This is a genomic window from Gemmatimonadota bacterium (assembly GCA_009838845.1).
Classification (GTDB): Bacteria; Latescibacterota; UBA2968; order UBA2968; family UBA2968; genus VXRD01.
The window spans coordinates 47,247-62,677 of sequence record VXRD01000089.1; the positions used below are offsets into that span (position 1 = coordinate 47,247).

Below are 15,431 nucleotides of genomic sequence, written 5' to 3' on the forward strand. Positions count from 1 at the left end.
CTTTTAATTTAAGTTGAATTTGATACCGGCACCGATATCGATGAGGTTAAAGGGGTATGTTTTTTCAATGCCCCAAATGAGAAAGGGACGCAATTCTCCCATCACGATATTGTAGCGCGCGCGCACATCTAACGCGGCTTTGTCTCCCAGGCCAATTTGAACCCCGCCGCCAAAGCTGGCACTGAAAGCTGTGCGCGTGTCATTAACAGGTTCCAAGAGGATGTTTGGATCGGGAGGCGCACCGGCACCCGAAGGCGTTTGACCGGCAAAGATCAGACCGCTGACTTTGCTGGCGTAATCGTGCAGGCCCGCGCCAAATGTGAGATAGGTCGTTGTGCCCTGGCCAAATCCCTGTTCCCGCAATGCAAATAGCCAGTTGGCGTGGATGCTGTTGATGGTCATGTTGGCTTCGGCCTGTGGACTGGTGTATTCTTTGCCGTCGCTGAAGCTGAAGGTGCGCGTTTCAAGGCTGCCGTCGTTAAAGCGGGCGTGGTGAAATTCCACTTCGACCATCTTGCGCTTGTGATAGATATAGTGCGCTGTACCCCCAAACTTGGTACCGCTGTCGTACATGTCTTTGAAGTTGAAGAGGGGAATGTAGAAGTCAAAAAAACCGCCAGCGCCGAAAGCTCCTTCTCCTGCGGTTGCCTGCGCGTTTGGCAACAGGGCCGCAACGCATAAAATCAAGAGTAATTTTTTCAACAAAAACTCCTTTCTCAGCTTGCTGTGTTAAAGGGATTTCCGAAACGCAATAGCATCAGTCCATTGTGACCTCCTTTCGAGAAATACGAAGCGTTGTATTGTCAATTGGACAATGCTTCGAAGGATAGCGTATCAGCCACTGATTTTATTACGGTGGCAATGCGGGCGATGTCTGCGATTTGTTGTGCGTCAATGCCCAGTTTGTTCAATTGCGATGCGTGTGCGTTGACGCAAATACCACATGCGTTTACCACACTTGCCGAGAGGCTCCACGCTTCGAATAATGCGCGATCGACACCGCCGTGGGTCAGCACGGCATTCATTCGCAATTTGGGCGGCTGTTTTTTTACGTCGTTATCTCGAATGAGATCGGTGAATTTATACCATACATTGGTCATGCTCATCATGGCAGCGGCAGATTTCACGGCTTTTATGTGTTGTTCGTCCATAACAGCCTGTGCGTCTTCGATGATGTTCTGGATCACCTGTTCATTTTTCGATACCAGTGCTGCGGTGAGTGCCGATCCCCAGGCCATTGCCGGGTCGAGACGCGATGCGGATATGACCGATCCCAGGTTCAACCGAATGTCCCGCGCATAGTCGGGCATTGCCGATCGCAGATTATCTATTCCCATAAAATCTCCCGTTATGAAGTACAAAACGCAGAGAACGGCATTGCTCTCTGCGTTTTGTAATATAACTAAAATTCTGTGCAACTTTTAACTATTCTTCACCGCCGCCACCATCACCGCCGCCATCACCAGACGCTAAGACGCGATTTAATACCCTCTTTGCGAATACGGTTATGACGCCGGCATACAGAGCGATAGTGATCGGATCGACGATGGCGTCCAGTTTCTCGCCTATTACCTGTATGTTGCTCAATACGTCCGCACCTGCAGCAGCACCGACCGCAAGCGCAACGACCAGGAAGGATGTCGCATCTTCAGCGTCAAGCGCCATCCCCCCGTACACCAGGCCCAGAATCACCAACGCGATCGACACAATATTTTCAGGAATCGCGCCGGCCGCCAAACCCTGAATAATCGCCAGAATGACGATCAGGGCAACAATAATTCTGACTACCATTTCATCCTCCCAGAATAAGTTGGTTGTGTTATGACGTAGCCGTAAAGGGCTACAAAGTGTACCACGCTATCGCGAAGTTTCCAATCTCAGGTGAGCCACCAGTCATCTTTAACCCTTGAGGTGATTTATTATTGCTTTCACGAGTATGGTTATGACGCCGGCATACAAAGCGGTACTGATTGGATCGACGATGGCGTCCAGGTGGGCACCAAGCTGCGGGATGCCGCTCAACGCATCCGCACCTGCAGCAGCGCCGACCGCAAGCGCAACGATCAAGTAGGTTGTTTCGTCATCAGCGCTGACCGCTACCACCGCGTAGGCCAGGCCCAGAATCACCAGCGCGAGGGACGCAAGTCCCGCAGGGATCGCGTCGGGCGTCAGGCCCTGAATAATCGCCAGAGCGGCGATCAGGCTAACAATAATCCTGCTTGCCATATTTCTTCCTCCCAGAATAGGTTAGTGTGTCACGACCTGTGGTTGCAGGTCGCTGGTCCGCCAGTCATCTTTAACTCTTGATGCGGTTTATTCCCCTCTCCACGAGTATGGCTATGACACCGGCATACAAGGCGGTGGCGATCGGATCGACGATGGCGTCCAGTTGGGCACCTATCCCCGGGATGTTGCTCAATACGTCCGCACCTGCAGCAGCGCCGACTGCAATCGCAACGACCAGGAAGGCCGTCGCGTCCTCAGCGTCAACCGCCACTATCGCGTAGAGTAGTCCCAGTATCACCAGCGCGAGCGGCACAAGTCCCCCAGGGATTGCGTCGGGCGCCAGGGCCTGCACAATCGCGAGGATGATGACCAGGACAATAATATTTCTGCTTGCCATTTCTACCTCCCAGAATGTGGTTGTGTCACGGCTTGCGCTATCGCGCAGCCGCAACGGTTACCGACGGAATGCTACAAGATGCACCATCCCCGTCATGAAAAAGGTGAAAATATTTCCCTTTTTCTTATTGATGAATGTAGTATTTCTTATGTTAAAAAATGTAAACAAAGTAGCAGTGTCAAGAGAATTCCCACTCGCTCAGTAAAAAAATTCGCTTATCTATCTATAAAATTTCCCGTATAAATACAAAGCGCAGAGAATGGCATTGCTCTCTGCGCTTTATAAAGAATTGATTTTGTGTAGCGTTACATATTCTTCACCATCACCATTGACAGACAAAAGACAATGTATTTAATAGGATTACCGCTGCCTGTACTTCCCGCTAAAAGCGCGCCAATGGCAACGGCCGGGTTGAGATGCCCTCCGCTGATTGCACCTTACCATCACAATAATTGCAAACATCTGGGCTAATGCCAGCCCAGCCCGGTCCGCTCGTCACAATGGTCCAACAGTTACAAACTCGCAATATAATTTATTTTTTTTTGAAATCAAGTTAAACTCATAGGGGTGATAAATGTTTTTTACAGTGAGCTTATCCCAAAAATTGAAAATCCTTGACATCGTCCATCTGTTGTGCGAATGTACGCACGACAGACAACTAACAACTAACAACTGACAACGTTTATGTTCTCTTTCTCTCCCAACGATTTTCTCGCCTGTAATGGCACGCGCATAGGTGCTGAGCATCTGCATGGGCGGATGCAAGTCCTGCGCGATGAGATTGAACCCGTCCTGACGAAACAGCATCCAGACCTCACGGCTGTTATTTCACCTGTTTATGCGACGACGAATTTTCGCTCCAATCCCAACCGGCCGCGGGATCACGCGTGTCTCTATTTTGTAGATCGCAAGCTGAAGAAGAGCGCGTTTCCCCGATTGCCCCAACTGGGTATTTATTTGCACCACAATGCCGTCGCTATTGGCTTTTACTCTGGGTGGTGGACATTTGAGGCGATGCAAAAGGCGATTGCCGACCACAAGAAGTTTCGCGGTGTGGTGCCGCGCAAGGGGTATCGCTGTTTGGCGGGTGATATTATTGTGGCGTCACCCGGTCGTTCCGTGCCCTGGTCGCCATCCAGGCTCGAGGGGGTTGATCGCTCGCTGTTTGTCGGTTCGATTCTTACGCCGGATGAAGCTGCGGTGCCGACTCTTGTTGAGGATATTAAGACGGTGCTGGAGGATCTCTACGCGCTGTATGCGGTGTTTACAAGAGCGAGATATCAGACTTCTAAAAGCAGTATTGTGTACAATATGCCCGATCCCGCAGAAGCCGGTGTTGTGCGGGATGCGCTTGTGCCTGTGGAGGCAGAGCTTTTGTGCGATCTTTACCGGTTCACGGCGCTGAAGAATTTCCATATTGAAGCGGGGATGTTGTTCAATCTCTATCTGTGTTTGAAGACCAAACCGTTTCTCATTCTGGCGGGGATATCCGGGACGGGGAAGAGTACCGTGATTCGGCTTTTAGCCGAGGCGATCAATGGTCTCGATGAGGGGCGAGCGAGAGGGTATCGCCTGATTCCCGTGCGCCCGGATTGGAATGATGTGCGCGATTTGCTCGGGTTTGAAAATTTGCTCACGGGGGTGTTTCGCCCGGGTGCGTTGCTTCAGGCGATGTGCGAAGCACAGGACGATCCGGACCGTCCCTATTTTGTGTGTTTGGACGAGATGAATCTCGCCCGCGTGGAGCACTATTTTGCCGATTTTTTGAGTGTTATGGAGACAGCGAGGCGCACGCCCGATGGGGCGTGGACGACAGATCCGATTGAATTGGCGCAGGGTGGCGATGTCGTGTCAACGGATGAGATGGGAGATGTGCTTTCGCGTTTGCCCATTCCGTCCAATTTGTTTGTTGCGGGTACGGTCAATATGGATGAGACGACTTATGCGTTTAGTCCCAAGGTGCTGGACAGGGCAAATACGGTTGCTTTTGATCGTGTTGATCTGGGGTTGTCGGGTTATGATCCCGAGGTGCAGATTGATTCGACGGCTCTGCGCGCCCTCGGACAAGCGCTTATTGATCGTCCCTATCGGCAGTTGGAAGATGTTCGCCACCGCGATGAGGTTGTTGCGTGGAATGAGCCGTTGGAGGAGATTAACGCGATGCTCGCGGAGGAGGATTTGCATTTTGGCTATCGCATCCGCGACGAGGTTCTCATCTATATGGCGTATGCGCTCGATTTGATTGAGGGGCTGCCTTCAAATGCGCCGGCGTTCGCGCCCCGAGATGCTTTTGATTATCAGATTTTACAAAAGATTCTCCCACGCCTGTCCGGCGCAGGAGATGAACTCACAGGTTTGCTGGACGCACTTATCGCTTTTTGCGATTCCACATATCCCCGCTCAACACACAAACTCCAGCGCGTGAAACGCCGCGTTGAACTCACGGGGTTTGTGAGCTTCTGGTAGTAAAACCCGTAGGTTTTGGTTGTCATTGCGGCATGGTCCCCGTATAGAAGCACTACGGGGCCTGCTTGAGCCGCAATCCAGTAAAATATTTTTCGCGCAGTCCACGAAGTTCATATTCGAAATTAGCCAAGACTTAATCTCCTGTATTCCGATCGTGTGATCTCAAAGTCCAGCGTCTTTCCGTTGTCCATTTCTCTTGAGATGGTCAATCCACACGATTGCCACAAGGCTTTTGAACGTTCGTTGTCTGCATGTACATCCATCGCGCAGAATCGATTGATTTCCAATTCCTCAAATGCGTACGCCATCAGGCGTCGCACTACTTCTTTTCCATAGCCTTTGCCCCAGAGGGATTTGTCCCATATCCCAATGGGCAAGCGCATGACCTTCTCTCCCTCGATTTTTGCCCGTTCCAAATTCATCCACTGTAAACACACTTCGCCAATGGTTCGTCCGCTCGCCTTTTCCTCAATTGCAAATAGGAAGCCCTGTTTTGCCATGTGTTTGCCCACGCGTCTGAGATAGTCACCTGTCACGGGTTCTTCGGGCGGCTCTCCCTCCATTGCATTCAGAAAATCGGGATCTCTATAAAAAGGTACCGCGAGATCAAAATCAGTTTCTTCAAATGGCCGGAGCTTCAAGTTTTCTGTTTTCAGGTGAATATTGTGATGGGCAAAGTTGTCCATTTATTGTATCACGGACCTCGGTGTTGCGTTGAGGCGCGTTACTACAATGCGTTCTCGGTCGATCAGTGCGCCTACTTGATCGGTCAGGGTGTCAGTCCAATACGGGTCTTCATAGACGGCTTTGTAGAGTTGCTCTCTTTGTTCCTCGCTCTCAAATCGGCGGATCCACACGTAGAGGTCTTCTTCTTCTTCGCCGACAAAACTGCCGATAACTACCATGCCTTTTGATATTTGAAATGGGATGATTTCACTCTCCATGAATTTAACCCATTCTTCGCGTTTTCCAGGTTGGGTGCGATATTGACGTAGTTCGAAGAACATGTTTTTCTCCTTTGTTTGGGATTAATTGACGACGATTCAAACTTGTTCATACCACCGCACATTGCCCGTGGACATGCCGCTTGCGGCGATGTCCAATTTGCCGGTGCCGGTGAGATCTACGACTGCCATTTGCCCCATGCCAATGCGGTTGTCGATTTGTTCAATGTGCCAGGTGTCTGTTTCTAAATTTTCTGGGCGATAGATGTTGAGGGCTGTGCCGGGTCCGTTGTATCCGGCGATGACTTCCAGTGCGTTGTCGCTGTCTATATCGCCACACCAGAGGGAATGCCCGCGGTTGAGTTTGTCGCTGATCAGGTGGCGTTCCCACGCGCCTGTTCGGATGTCGCCGGTCGCTTTGTACCAGACGAGTTCATTGCCGTGCCAGGGTTCGATGGATAGTATTTCATTGATGCCATCGCCATCCATATCTACGGCAAAGGTTTCGCTGCTTTCGCGGGGGCTTATGGTCCACCGGTTCCATTTTTCCTCGAATCCATCCCCTTTGGGCGGTTCAAACCAGATCAGGCCGTCGCGTGTGCCGAGCAATAAGTCCATGCGGCCATCGCCATCTACGTCGCATACGCTCAGGCCGTGGTTGAGTCTCAGTTGCCCGTCGATTAATCGCTTTTCCCACGGTTCATTTACCGGGTCTTGTGGTATGCGATAACACCACAATTCACCCGGCGCATCAAAGTCGTTGATCTGGCTTCCCGGCCCTTGCAGGGTTGCGACAAATAGCAGGGGTTGATTGTTGATATCTACCATTGCAATGCGGTGTGAATAGGGTACCCAGTCGATGAAGTGTTGGGTCCATATATTGCCGTGTTCAGGTGTTTGAAACCAGTGTAGATACTCCGATGGGATCCGCTGTCTTCGCCCAAATCCGCTGCTCGCAATCACGTCTTTTCGACCGTTGCCCGTGACGTCGAATACCGATAGTGCAATGGTGCCGGGGTGCGCTTCTGATATGATTTGTTTTTCAAAATGGGGTCCTTCGTACAGGGCGATCATCGAGGTTCCCATAGAACCGGCTACGATGTCCAGGTGTCCGTTGTCTGTGACATCGGCGACTGTCATGCCATAGGCGCTGCGGATGTTGTCGTCTATTTCGTGGATTATGAACATTTGTTCTCCGTTTTGACGGTTCTCCTTATCGGTAGTGGCTCAATATACCTCGTGTTCAGGGTAAAATCAAATGTAGATCGCCGAATTCGTGCCACAAATAATTTTTGTTGAGTGCGGCTTCATAGGTCAGTTTCAGGTGATCTAATCCCGCCAATGCCTGGAGCATGGATAGATGTGTGGCACTCGGTTCGTGCATTCCGGTGAGTAAGCTATCTACAATCCGCATGGTGTGATCGGGTGAGATTATCAGGGATGTCCATCCTTCGCCCTGAGAGATCTGGCCGGTTTTATCGGCTACGGTTTCGAGTGCGCGCACGACTGTTGTGCCAACGGCGATGATCCGTCCGCCATTTTTTCGCGCGTTGTTGATTACTTGCGCTGTTTCAGCAGGTACGCGGTAGTATTCCTCATAAGGCGGTTCATCGGCTTCCAGGCTCGCCACGCCGGTGTGTAAGATCAGGGGGGCAATTTGTATGCCTTTTGCGACCAGTTTTGTGATGATTTTGGGTGTGAATGCTCTGCCTGCTGATGGCATTTCAGCGCTGCCTACTTCTGTTGCATATACGGTTTGATAATAGTCAATGGGCCAGTCGTTTTGCACATAGCCATACCGGATGGGCATGCCGTATATGTCCAGGTAGGTGTCCAGATCATAGGGCAGGTTCAGGGTTGCAATCCACAGACGAATATCGGCGTTGGGATTGTGCCGCAGTTCGGGGCGATAGGGGGCGTGCAGTTGTGCGGATCCACTGCCGGGCAATGTGAAGACTTCGCCCGCGTGTGCGCGGGAAAAAGGCTGCGTTGCGATACCATTGGGTTGGCGTATTTCAACTGCCCACATGTCGGCGGGCAGTTGCGTTGATAGATGTAGTCTGAGTTCTGTTCCATCGGGTCTAATGATGGGCAGAGATGCTTTGCGCGTGCCACTGGTGTTGATGACGACGACGTCGCCCGCCTGGAGCACGTCGGGCAAGTCGCGAAATGCGATGTGTTCAATCGCATCATCACTTTGCCAGGAGACCATCAACCGAACCTGGTCCCGACTGAGTCCGCGTGCTTCGGGCGGTTCGCCCGCTTCCAGGTTGGATGGCAGGTCAAATATTAGAGAGTCCAGTTTTGAGTCCATCATTGTGATGGGGAGTACTGTGTTGGGTATTATGGACATGAGATGTCTCCTTTCTATTTTGCGAGGGTGGTGAGTAGCTCACGTGCGGCGTAACGTCCACTGGGGTAATTGCCTTTCAGGAGTTCGATAAATCCCGGTACACTCGTTTCCGGCAAGGGGCGGTCGCTGATGTCTTCAAAGGGGAATGCTTCTCGGTGCATTTGCGTTCGCATGTCGCCGGGATCTACCCAGTAGATGTGCCAGTCGGGACGTTCTGCTGCGAGTACGTGTGAGAGTTGTTCAAGTGCGGCTTTAGAAGAGCCGTATCCGCCCCAGCCGGGATACGGCTCGCGAGCGGCATCGCTGGTGATGTTGATTACGCGGGCGTCTGGTTTTAATGTGTGTTGAACTGCCTGGAGCACACCCAGGGGCGCGATTGCGTTGGCGCGATAGACGTCTGCCAATATATCGAGTGGGTAATCGAGTAGTTCGGGCTGGGGACTCGGTCCCAATATGCCCGCGTTGTTGATTACGGCGTCCAGGCCCCCTATTTCTTTTGCTGCGTGCGCCAGTGCTTTCCGGTGTTCGGCGTCTGTTACGTCTCCGGCAATGGCGATGACTTCGGTCCATTTGGCCAATTCTTTGCGCGCGTGTTCGAGTGCTTCTGCACCTCTTGCGTTGATGATTAGTCGCCAGTTTTGCTGTGCGAGTTCGCGTGCGAGAGACAGGCCCAGTCCGCGAGATGCGCCAGTGATGAGAGCTGTTTGTGTGGACATGTTAAATCCTCCTGTAAGGGTGAGAGATTATCTGTTTGTTGTGGTCAAAATTTATCACAAAAAAAAGCCCTCTGCATCGCACAGAGGGCGTGTTTGATACCCGTTCTTTAGGACAGGAGAGTGCCTGTCTATCTGAGCAGCGCACCGCAATCCCAATCCTTATACGCTTTCATCGCATTCCGAACCGAGAACGCGCGCTTCCATAAGATCGGGCAGAAGACACACGATAGCACGGATAGCCGATAATCGTATTCGAATTGGTCTCGGCTGTAATTTTTGATGCCACCAGCTATGAGCTTTCTATAATAGAAATCCATGAGAGGACGTTCGAGTGCTTTGCGCTCGGATGTCCCGTGGATCAGCATGTAGGCGAGATCGTAAGCTCCAAGTCCTCGTTTATAGGTTTCCCAGTCGAAGAGAATGATCCGGTCCTTTGATGGATCCTTCGGGTAAAAGAGGTTCCACAGATGCGCGTCGCCGTGTAGCATTGTGATATTTTTTCCGTTTGCGACACGCGCCAGGAATATATCGGGATATCCCTGAATCACGCGCTCCATTATTTCGATGTGAGAGGGATTGAGGTCGTCTCCCAGTTCTCGTGCCAGCGGCTTCAGGGCTTTTTCAAAGCTGGCGCAGCTATCGCGCACGTCTTCTTCCGATATCGCCTGAGCCATTCTAAGTGGGCCACCGGCTTGCATCATGAATGGCCACTCGTCCAAACGTGGATCATTCCACCATTGGATGTGATATTTGAGTAGTTCTTCAATTACGGCTTTGTGAAGTTGTTTGGTGGCCTCCTTTGGCCCATCTTTATGTGTCACCGACAGGTCTGGCATGAAATAGTGACAGTTTTTCTCATTGTGATCGAATCCACAGTCAAAAACGGGACAGACAGACGCATCAGGCGTTTTTGGCGCGAGTTCCTCGTAAAATGTCCATTCGATGACGCCGCCTCCGAACCATCCCTTTCGATATATCTTTAACACAATTGCATTTGGAACATCACCCATGTAGTCATCGCTGAATGTCAGCGATAGCCTATCCCACTCCGCGCACGATGATCCGAACGAGTCCGTCTTTTCTATGGATGTGACCGAACCCGATTTCAGGAATCCGTTGCGACCAAATCGATCCGTTAGTAGCGCAGGTGTCAGTTGCTCGACATCGGTGATGGGTTCTGATAATTTCATTAGCTCTTTTCCTGGGAATAAGGACGTATTGAAGGAAGAGAGATTATTTTGTATTCATCAAGAGATCATGCTATAATGCGTTCCATGCGAACCTGCATGATTTGGAAATCAAATGCTGCATGCCATCCCTTAGGGAGTACATCACCGGCGAAACGAACAAGGGTATCATCTATATCTTTTTCAATGGCGATGTTTGCAATCACTTGACGACTCGGGTCATGGGCAACAAATTGCACTTTGGTGGGCCAATCGTGCTCGTCCGTGTCTGTGACTTCAAATAATAACCATTCGTTTGGATATTTGTCGAAGTACGGCGCAATCAGTTGGTCTAAATCGAGAATCATAATGATGCCTCCTTGAAGGCTGCGACAAAATCGTTGTCATTGAAAATAAAGCCAGAGTTTTGCGTGGCGTCAAGGGCGAAAAGGAGAAAATTATGTCTGGTATAGATGTGGGACAGATAGGATGGAAGGCTGAGAGTAAGACGGGTGTTGTGGCAGCAGGTGGCGCAGGTGCTGTGGCAGCGGGTGTTGAGATTCTGGATAGGGGTGGCAATGCGGCCGATGCAGCCGCGGCGACTATTTTTGCGCTGAATGTTACGGATCACGGCGCGTGTTCGATTGGCGGGGAGGTTCCGCTTCTTATTTTTGATGCTGGGACTTCGGAGGTGAAGGCGCTGAGCGGGCAGGGGCGGGCGCCGCGTTCTCAGGAGGCGATTGACTGGTATATGGAGAATGGTATTCCAGGCGATGGCGATATGAAGATGGCGCCCGTACCTTCGGTGGTCGATTTGTGTATTACGACGCTCAGGCGATACGGTACGATGTCGTTTGAAGAGATTATTGCCCCTGTGCTTGCTTTGCTCGATGCGGGTGATGATGATTGGCATCCCAATCTTGCGAGGACGTTGCGAAAACTCGTTGAGGAGGAGCATCTTACGTCGGGGAGTCGGGAGGAGAAGTTGCAAGCTGCCGCGGATCGCTTTTACGGGCGGAATAAGTATCGCAATGATATTGCGGAGGAGCTTGAGGCTTTTTATGTCGCAAAGGGGGGGTTTTTGCGTCGGGAAGATCTGGCGACGCATGTTACGACGATTGAAGATCCGGTTACGGTTTCTTATCGGGGATATACGGTTTGCAAGTGCGGGCCGTGGACGCAGGGTCCGTATTTGTGTCAGGCACTGCGCTTGCTGGAGAAGTTCGATGTCAAAGCGATGGGTCATCTTTCGGCGGATTATATTCATGTGGTTACGGAGGCGATCAAGCTGGCGATGGCGGATCGCGATGCGTATTATGCCGATCCCGATTTTTCAGGTGTGCCTCTGGGGGGATTGCTTTCCGATGCGTACACGGATCTGCGCGTGCCGCTTATCGATATGCATTCGGCTTCTCTGGAGGCGCGTCCGGGCGATCCGTATCTGATGCAGCCGGTTAAAGAAGGCGGTGTGTTCCGGCCTGGCATTGGGGGGACGACGACTTGTGTGGTGGCGGATCGCTGGGGCAATGTGGTCGCGGCGACGCCGAGTGCCAATGTTCACCGGCCCACGATTGATGGGGGGAGTACGGGGGTTACTTATGGGAATCGTCTGCGGAGTCTGAATACGACGGCGGGTCATCCGAATTGTATCCAGCCGGGAAAACGCCCGCGTATTACGTTGACGCCTACGCTGGTGCTGAAAGATGGGCAGCCGATTCTGGGTATTAGCGTTGCGGGTGGCGATTTGCAGGATCAGACGACGTTGAATTTGTTGCTGGATTTTGTGGAGTTTGGGATTATGCCGGAGGAGGCTGTTACTGCGCCCCGTTTTGCGACGGCGCATCACAACGATTCTTTTGATCCCAATCCCATCCGCGAGCAGACGTTCAAACAGGCGGGGTCGTTGACGCTGAATGATGCGATAAGCCGGGATGTGCAGGATGATCTCGCCAGTCGGGGGCATCAGGTTGAGGCGAAAGCATCCAGTATTGCGACGCCTGTTATGGTTTATGTGGATCGGGAAGAGGGCAGGTATTACGCGGCGGGTGATCCCAGAGCGGGGCGTCACGCCGCGGGGTTGGAGGATGGGTGATTGGTTTCACGATGCGAGCCAAATAGTTGCGTAACATTAAGATATTGATTTATAGGGAGATGCCATTATTTTTCGATACAAACGTATGTTCAAACGTGTGTTGAGAGGAATGTGTCGCAAAAGGAGAAACAATGCGTAACCAGATTCTGTTCGTGCTATCAACACTCGCGCTTTTGATGCACCCGCTGCCTCTTTCAGCACAGAATAACTTTTCCCTGTCGCTGGATGTGAATAGTGCCACAGGTGATCAGGCAGTCACGTTTTTAAATACTTCACCAGATCAAGTTATTGCCATACAGATTTTCGGCAAAGATATTCAGAATGCGACAGGTGTTTCTGTGCGTTTTGAATACGATGCAGGTCAAGTTACCTATGAGGGTTTTGACACGGGTACTGTGTTGCCCAATGCAAATGCGCTCACTGAACAGGGTACAAATCCGACTTTTGTGAAGATTGGTGTTGTGTCTTTTGGGGGGCAAGCCACGGTCAATAGCGGTCTGATTGGTACGATTCGTTTTCGCACGTCGGCTGCGTTTTCGGGCGGTGCAATTCGGCTGGTGCGTGCTGAGCTTGCCCGGAGTGAGCAAATTGAAAGCAGGACTATGGATTTACGCGTTGCGTTACAAAAATTACCAACGAGCTTTTCTCTGTCTCTGGATGCGAATCGTTCATCGGGTAATCAAGGCGTCACATCTGCTACTGTGTCCGCGGGTGAAGGTGTAGCTATTCAGGTATTTGGCGAAGATCTTCTGGGTGCAACTGATATTACTGTGCGTTTTGAATATGATGCAGGTCAGGTTGTCTATGAGAGGTTTGATGCAGGTGCTGTGTTGCCTAATGCTCAGGCAACTCGCCAGCAGGGATCAAACTTTGTAGAGATTACTCTTATGTCTTCTGGTCAGGCTACGGTCAATAGTGGTTTGGTGGGTACGATTCGTTTTCGCACGCTGAGTGCATTTTCGAGTAGTGCAATTCGGTTGGTGCGTGCCGACCTTGTCCGGGGTGGTCAAACTCAGCGCAGGACCTTGAATTTGAGAGTTGCGTTACAAAAATCGCTGCCAACGAGCTTTTCTCTATCTCTGGATGTGAACAGTGCATCGGGTAATCAAGGCGTCACGTCTGCTGTTGTGTCCACGGGTGAGGGTGTAGCCATTCAAGTATTTGGCGAAGATCTTCTGGGTGCAACTGATATTTCCCTGCGTTTTGAATACGATGCTACGCAGGTTGCTTATGATAGGTTTGACGCAGGCAGTGTGTTGCCCAATGCCCGGGCAACCCGCCAGCAGGGTTCGTCCTATGTGGAGCTTAGTCTTACCTCTTCTGGTCAGGCTACGGTCAATAGTGGGCTGGTGGGTACGATTCGTTTTCGCACGTCGGCTGCGTTTTCGGGCAGTGCAATTCGGCTGGTGCGTGCAGATCTTGTCAGAGGTGGTCAAACTCAGCGCAGGACCTTGAATTTGAGAGTTGCATTACAAAGAGCGTTGCCAACGAGCTTTTCCCTTTCTCTGGATGTGAATGGTTCATCGGGCGATCAAGCCGTCACATCTGCCACAGTGTCCGCGGGTGAAGGTGTAGCCATTCAGGTATTTGGCGAAGATCTTCTGGGTGCAACTGATATTTCCCTGCGTTTTGAATACGATGCTGCACAGGTTGCTTATGAGCGCTTTGACGCGGGCGGTGTGTTGCCCAATGCTCAGGCAACTCGCCAGCAGGGTTCGTCCTATGTAGAGATTAGCCTTACCTCTTCTGGTCAAGCAACATTCAACAGTGGTCTGATTGGTACAATTCGCTTTCGTACATTGGTTGCGTTTTCTGGTAGTGCGATTCGGCTGGTGCGTGCAGATCTTACTCGGGGCAGTCAAACTCAGCGCAGGACCCTGAACTTGCGAGTTGCATTACAAAGAGCGTTGCCAACGAGCTTTTCCCTTTCTCTGGATGTGAATGGTTCAGCGGGTGATCAGTCGGTTACATCTGTCACTGTGTCCGCAGGTGAAGGTATAGCCGTTCAGGTATTTGGCACAGATATTCAGAATGCGACAGGTGTTTCTATACGTTTTGAATACGATGGGGGTCAAGTTGTCCATGAAGGGTTTGACGCAGGCAGTGTGTTACCCAATGTACAGGTACTCACGGAACAAGGTACAAGTCCGACCTTTGTAGAGATTGGTCTTGTGTCTTTGAGCGGTCAATCTACGGTCAACAGTGGTCTGATCGGCACGATTCGTTTTCGCACACTATCTACGTTTTCGGGCAGTGCAGTTCGATTGGTACGTGGTGATCTTGTTCGAGGTAGGCAAATTCAAAGCGTGCCCCTGAATTTGCGCGTTGAGTTACAGCTTTCTGTTTCTACTGCGCCTTCCCCGGACTTTAATGGCAATGGTCGGGTTGATATTCCCGACTTTTTGCTTTTTGTGGATGCGTTCGGAACTCAGGCGGGTCAAGCAGGGTATGAGTCAAAATACGATCTGGATGGTAATGGCGTGATAGGGGTTCCCGATTTTCTGATCTTTATCGATAATTTTAGCAAAGAGGTATCTACGTCCAATGGTGGTGATAGTGGCGGTAGCGGTGGCGATGGTGGTAGTGGTGGTGATAATGGCGGTAGCGGTGGTGATAGTGGTAGTGGTGGCGGGACGATGCAGGTTGCCATTCCGGATGCGAATTTACGTGCAGCCATCGCGGCTGAGCTTGGCAAAGCGAGCGGTGCGCCGATCACCAGGGATGAGATGGCAACCCTGACTCGTCTTTCTGCATGGCAGACTAACACAAGGAACTTGGCTGGGCTTGAGTTCGCGACCAGTTTGACATGGCTAAATCTTGGTGACAACAACATCACGGATCTATCTGCGTTATCTGGCTTGACCAATCTGACATTTCTGGATCTTCACTTCAACAGTATCTCGGATGTGTCTGCATTATCTGGCTTGACGAATCTGAAAGATCTGTCTCTTCGCAACAACAACAGTATCTCGGATGTGTCTGCATTATCTGGCTTGATCAATCTGACAAGGCTGGCTCTTAGTGCCAACAGCATCACGGATGTGTCTGGACTGTCCAGTTTGACGAATCTG

At 51.2% G+C, this 15,431-nt stretch carries 16 protein-coding genes; 3 read left to right on the forward strand and 13 right to left on the reverse strand.

The window, feature by feature from the left end; translation table 11 throughout:
- Positions 1-3 precede the first annotated feature (3 nt).
- From F4Y39_11315 to F4Y39_11340, 6 genes are all read right to left on the reverse strand, one after another.
- Positions 4-720, reverse strand: coding sequence for an outer membrane beta-barrel protein (locus F4Y39_11315; protein ID MYC14305.1), 717 nt, complete (start codon positions 718-720; stop codon positions 4-6).
- Between the two features lie 83 nt (positions 721-803).
- Entirely contained in the window at positions 804-1,337 is a 534-nt protein-coding gene (locus F4Y39_11320) for a hypothetical protein (GenBank protein ID MYC14306.1), read from the reverse strand.
- Between the two features lie 88 nt (positions 1,338-1,425).
- A complete protein-coding gene (locus F4Y39_11325; GenBank protein ID MYC14307.1) occupies positions 1,426-1,791 on the reverse strand; it encodes a hypothetical protein in 366 nt (121 codons plus the stop codon).
- A gap of 108 nt (positions 1,792-1,899) precedes the next feature.
- On the reverse strand, positions 1,900-2,226 hold the full coding sequence (locus F4Y39_11330) for a hypothetical protein (GenBank protein MYC14308.1): 327 nt from the start codon (positions 2,224-2,226) through the stop codon (positions 1,900-1,902).
- 70 nt (positions 2,227-2,296) lie between these two features.
- Entirely contained in the window at positions 2,297-2,623 is a 327-nt protein-coding gene (locus F4Y39_11335; protein MYC14309.1) for a hypothetical protein, read from the reverse strand.
- A 305-nt stretch (positions 2,624-2,928) separates the two neighbouring features.
- The gene (locus tag F4Y39_11340) at positions 2,929-3,054 is read right to left on the reverse strand and encodes a hypothetical protein (protein MYC14310.1); all 126 of its coding nucleotides are present in this window, start codon (positions 3,052-3,054) and stop codon (positions 2,929-2,931) included.
- Positions 3,055-3,307: 253 nt separating this feature from the next.
- Here F4Y39_11340 and F4Y39_11345 point away from each other — a divergent pair, with 253 nt between their 5' ends.
- Entirely contained in the window at positions 3,308-5,089 is a 1,782-nt protein-coding gene (locus F4Y39_11345) for an AAA domain-containing protein (GenBank protein MYC14311.1), read from the forward strand.
- A 122-nt stretch (positions 5,090-5,211) separates the two neighbouring features.
- On the opposite strand, the gene F4Y39_11350 is transcribed toward F4Y39_11345, so the two are convergent.
- From F4Y39_11350 to F4Y39_11380, 7 genes are all read right to left on the reverse strand, one after another.
- Positions 5,212-5,775, reverse strand: a complete 564-nt coding sequence (locus tag F4Y39_11350) for a GNAT family N-acetyltransferase (protein ID MYC14312.1) — start codon at positions 5,773-5,775, stop codon at positions 5,212-5,214.
- Positions 5,776-6,096, reverse strand: a complete 321-nt coding sequence (locus F4Y39_11355; GenBank protein ID MYC14313.1) for an NIPSNAP family containing protein — start codon at positions 6,094-6,096, stop codon at positions 5,776-5,778.
- Between the two features lie 36 nt (positions 6,097-6,132).
- Positions 6,133-7,221 (reverse strand): VCBS repeat-containing protein, encoded by a 1,089-nt coding sequence (locus F4Y39_11360; GenBank protein MYC14314.1) that lies wholly within the window; start codon positions 7,219-7,221, stop codon positions 6,133-6,135.
- A gap of 55 nt (positions 7,222-7,276) precedes the next feature.
- Entirely contained in the window at positions 7,277-8,386 is a 1,110-nt protein-coding gene (locus F4Y39_11365) for an S-adenosylmethionine:tRNA ribosyltransferase-isomerase (protein ID MYC14315.1), read from the reverse strand.
- 14 nt (positions 8,387-8,400) lie between these two features.
- Entirely contained in the window at positions 8,401-9,102 is a 702-nt protein-coding gene (locus F4Y39_11370; GenBank protein ID MYC14316.1) for an SDR family oxidoreductase, read from the reverse strand.
- Positions 9,103-9,230: 128 nt separating this feature from the next.
- On the reverse strand, positions 9,231-10,292 hold the full coding sequence (locus tag F4Y39_11375) for a phosphotransferase (GenBank protein ID MYC14317.1): 1,062 nt from the start codon (positions 10,290-10,292) through the stop codon (positions 9,231-9,233).
- A gap of 65 nt (positions 10,293-10,357) precedes the next feature.
- Positions 10,358-10,636, reverse strand: coding sequence for a hypothetical protein (locus F4Y39_11380; protein ID MYC14318.1), 279 nt, complete (start codon positions 10,634-10,636; stop codon positions 10,358-10,360).
- Positions 10,637-10,728: 92 nt separating this feature from the next.
- Between F4Y39_11380 and F4Y39_11385 the strand changes: the two genes are divergently transcribed.
- Together F4Y39_11385 and F4Y39_11390 are read left to right on the forward strand one after the other, a co-directional pair.
- Entirely contained in the window at positions 10,729-12,360 is a 1,632-nt protein-coding gene (locus F4Y39_11385; GenBank protein MYC14319.1) for a hypothetical protein, read from the forward strand.
- 2,636 nt (positions 12,361-14,996) lie between these two features.
- Positions 14,997-15,431, forward strand: a 435-nt coding sequence (locus F4Y39_11390) for a leucine-rich repeat domain-containing protein (protein ID MYC14320.1), incomplete at its 3' end; no start/stop codon positions are given.

Excerpts from the sequence above, each read along its gene's own strand:
- F4Y39_11320 (MYC14306.1), bottom strand. The coding sequence starts at position 1,337 with ATGGGAATAGATAATCTGCGATCGGCAATGCCCGACTATGCGCGGGAC.
- F4Y39_11325 (MYC14307.1), bottom strand. The coding sequence starts at position 1,791 with ATGGTAGTCAGAATTATTGTTGCCCTGATCGTCATTCTGGCGATTATT.
- F4Y39_11330 (MYC14308.1), bottom strand. The coding sequence starts at position 2,226 with ATGGCAAGCAGGATTATTGTTAGCCTGATCGCCGCTCTGGCGATTATT.
- F4Y39_11335 (MYC14309.1), bottom strand. The coding sequence starts at position 2,623 with ATGGCAAGCAGAAATATTATTGTCCTGGTCATCATCCTCGCGATTGTG.
- F4Y39_11345 (MYC14311.1), top strand. The coding sequence starts at position 3,308 with ATGTTCTCTTTCTCTCCCAACGATTTTCTCGCCTGTAATGGCACGCGC.
- F4Y39_11350 (MYC14312.1), bottom strand. The coding sequence starts at position 5,775 with ATGGACAACTTTGCCCATCACAATATTCACCTGAAAACAGAAAACTTG.
- F4Y39_11355 (MYC14313.1), bottom strand. The coding sequence starts at position 6,096 with ATGTTCTTCGAACTACGTCAATATCGCACCCAACCTGGAAAACGCGAA.
- F4Y39_11360 (MYC14314.1), bottom strand. The coding sequence starts at position 7,221 with ATGTTCATAATCCACGAAATAGACGACAACATCCGCAGCGCCTATGGC.
- F4Y39_11365 (MYC14315.1), bottom strand. The coding sequence starts at position 8,386 with ATGTCCATAATACCCAACACAGTACTCCCCATCACAATGATGGACTCA.
- F4Y39_11370 (MYC14316.1), bottom strand. The coding sequence starts at position 9,102 with ATGTCCACACAAACAGCTCTCATCACTGGCGCATCTCGCGGACTGGGC.
- F4Y39_11375 (MYC14317.1), bottom strand. The coding sequence starts at position 10,292 with ATGAAATTATCAGAACCCATCACCGATGTCGAGCAACTGACACCTGCG.
- F4Y39_11380 (MYC14318.1), bottom strand. The coding sequence starts at position 10,636 with ATGATTCTCGATTTAGACCAACTGATTGCGCCGTACTTCGACAAATAT.
- F4Y39_11385 (MYC14319.1), top strand. The coding sequence starts at position 10,729 with ATGTCTGGTATAGATGTGGGACAGATAGGATGGAAGGCTGAGAGTAAG.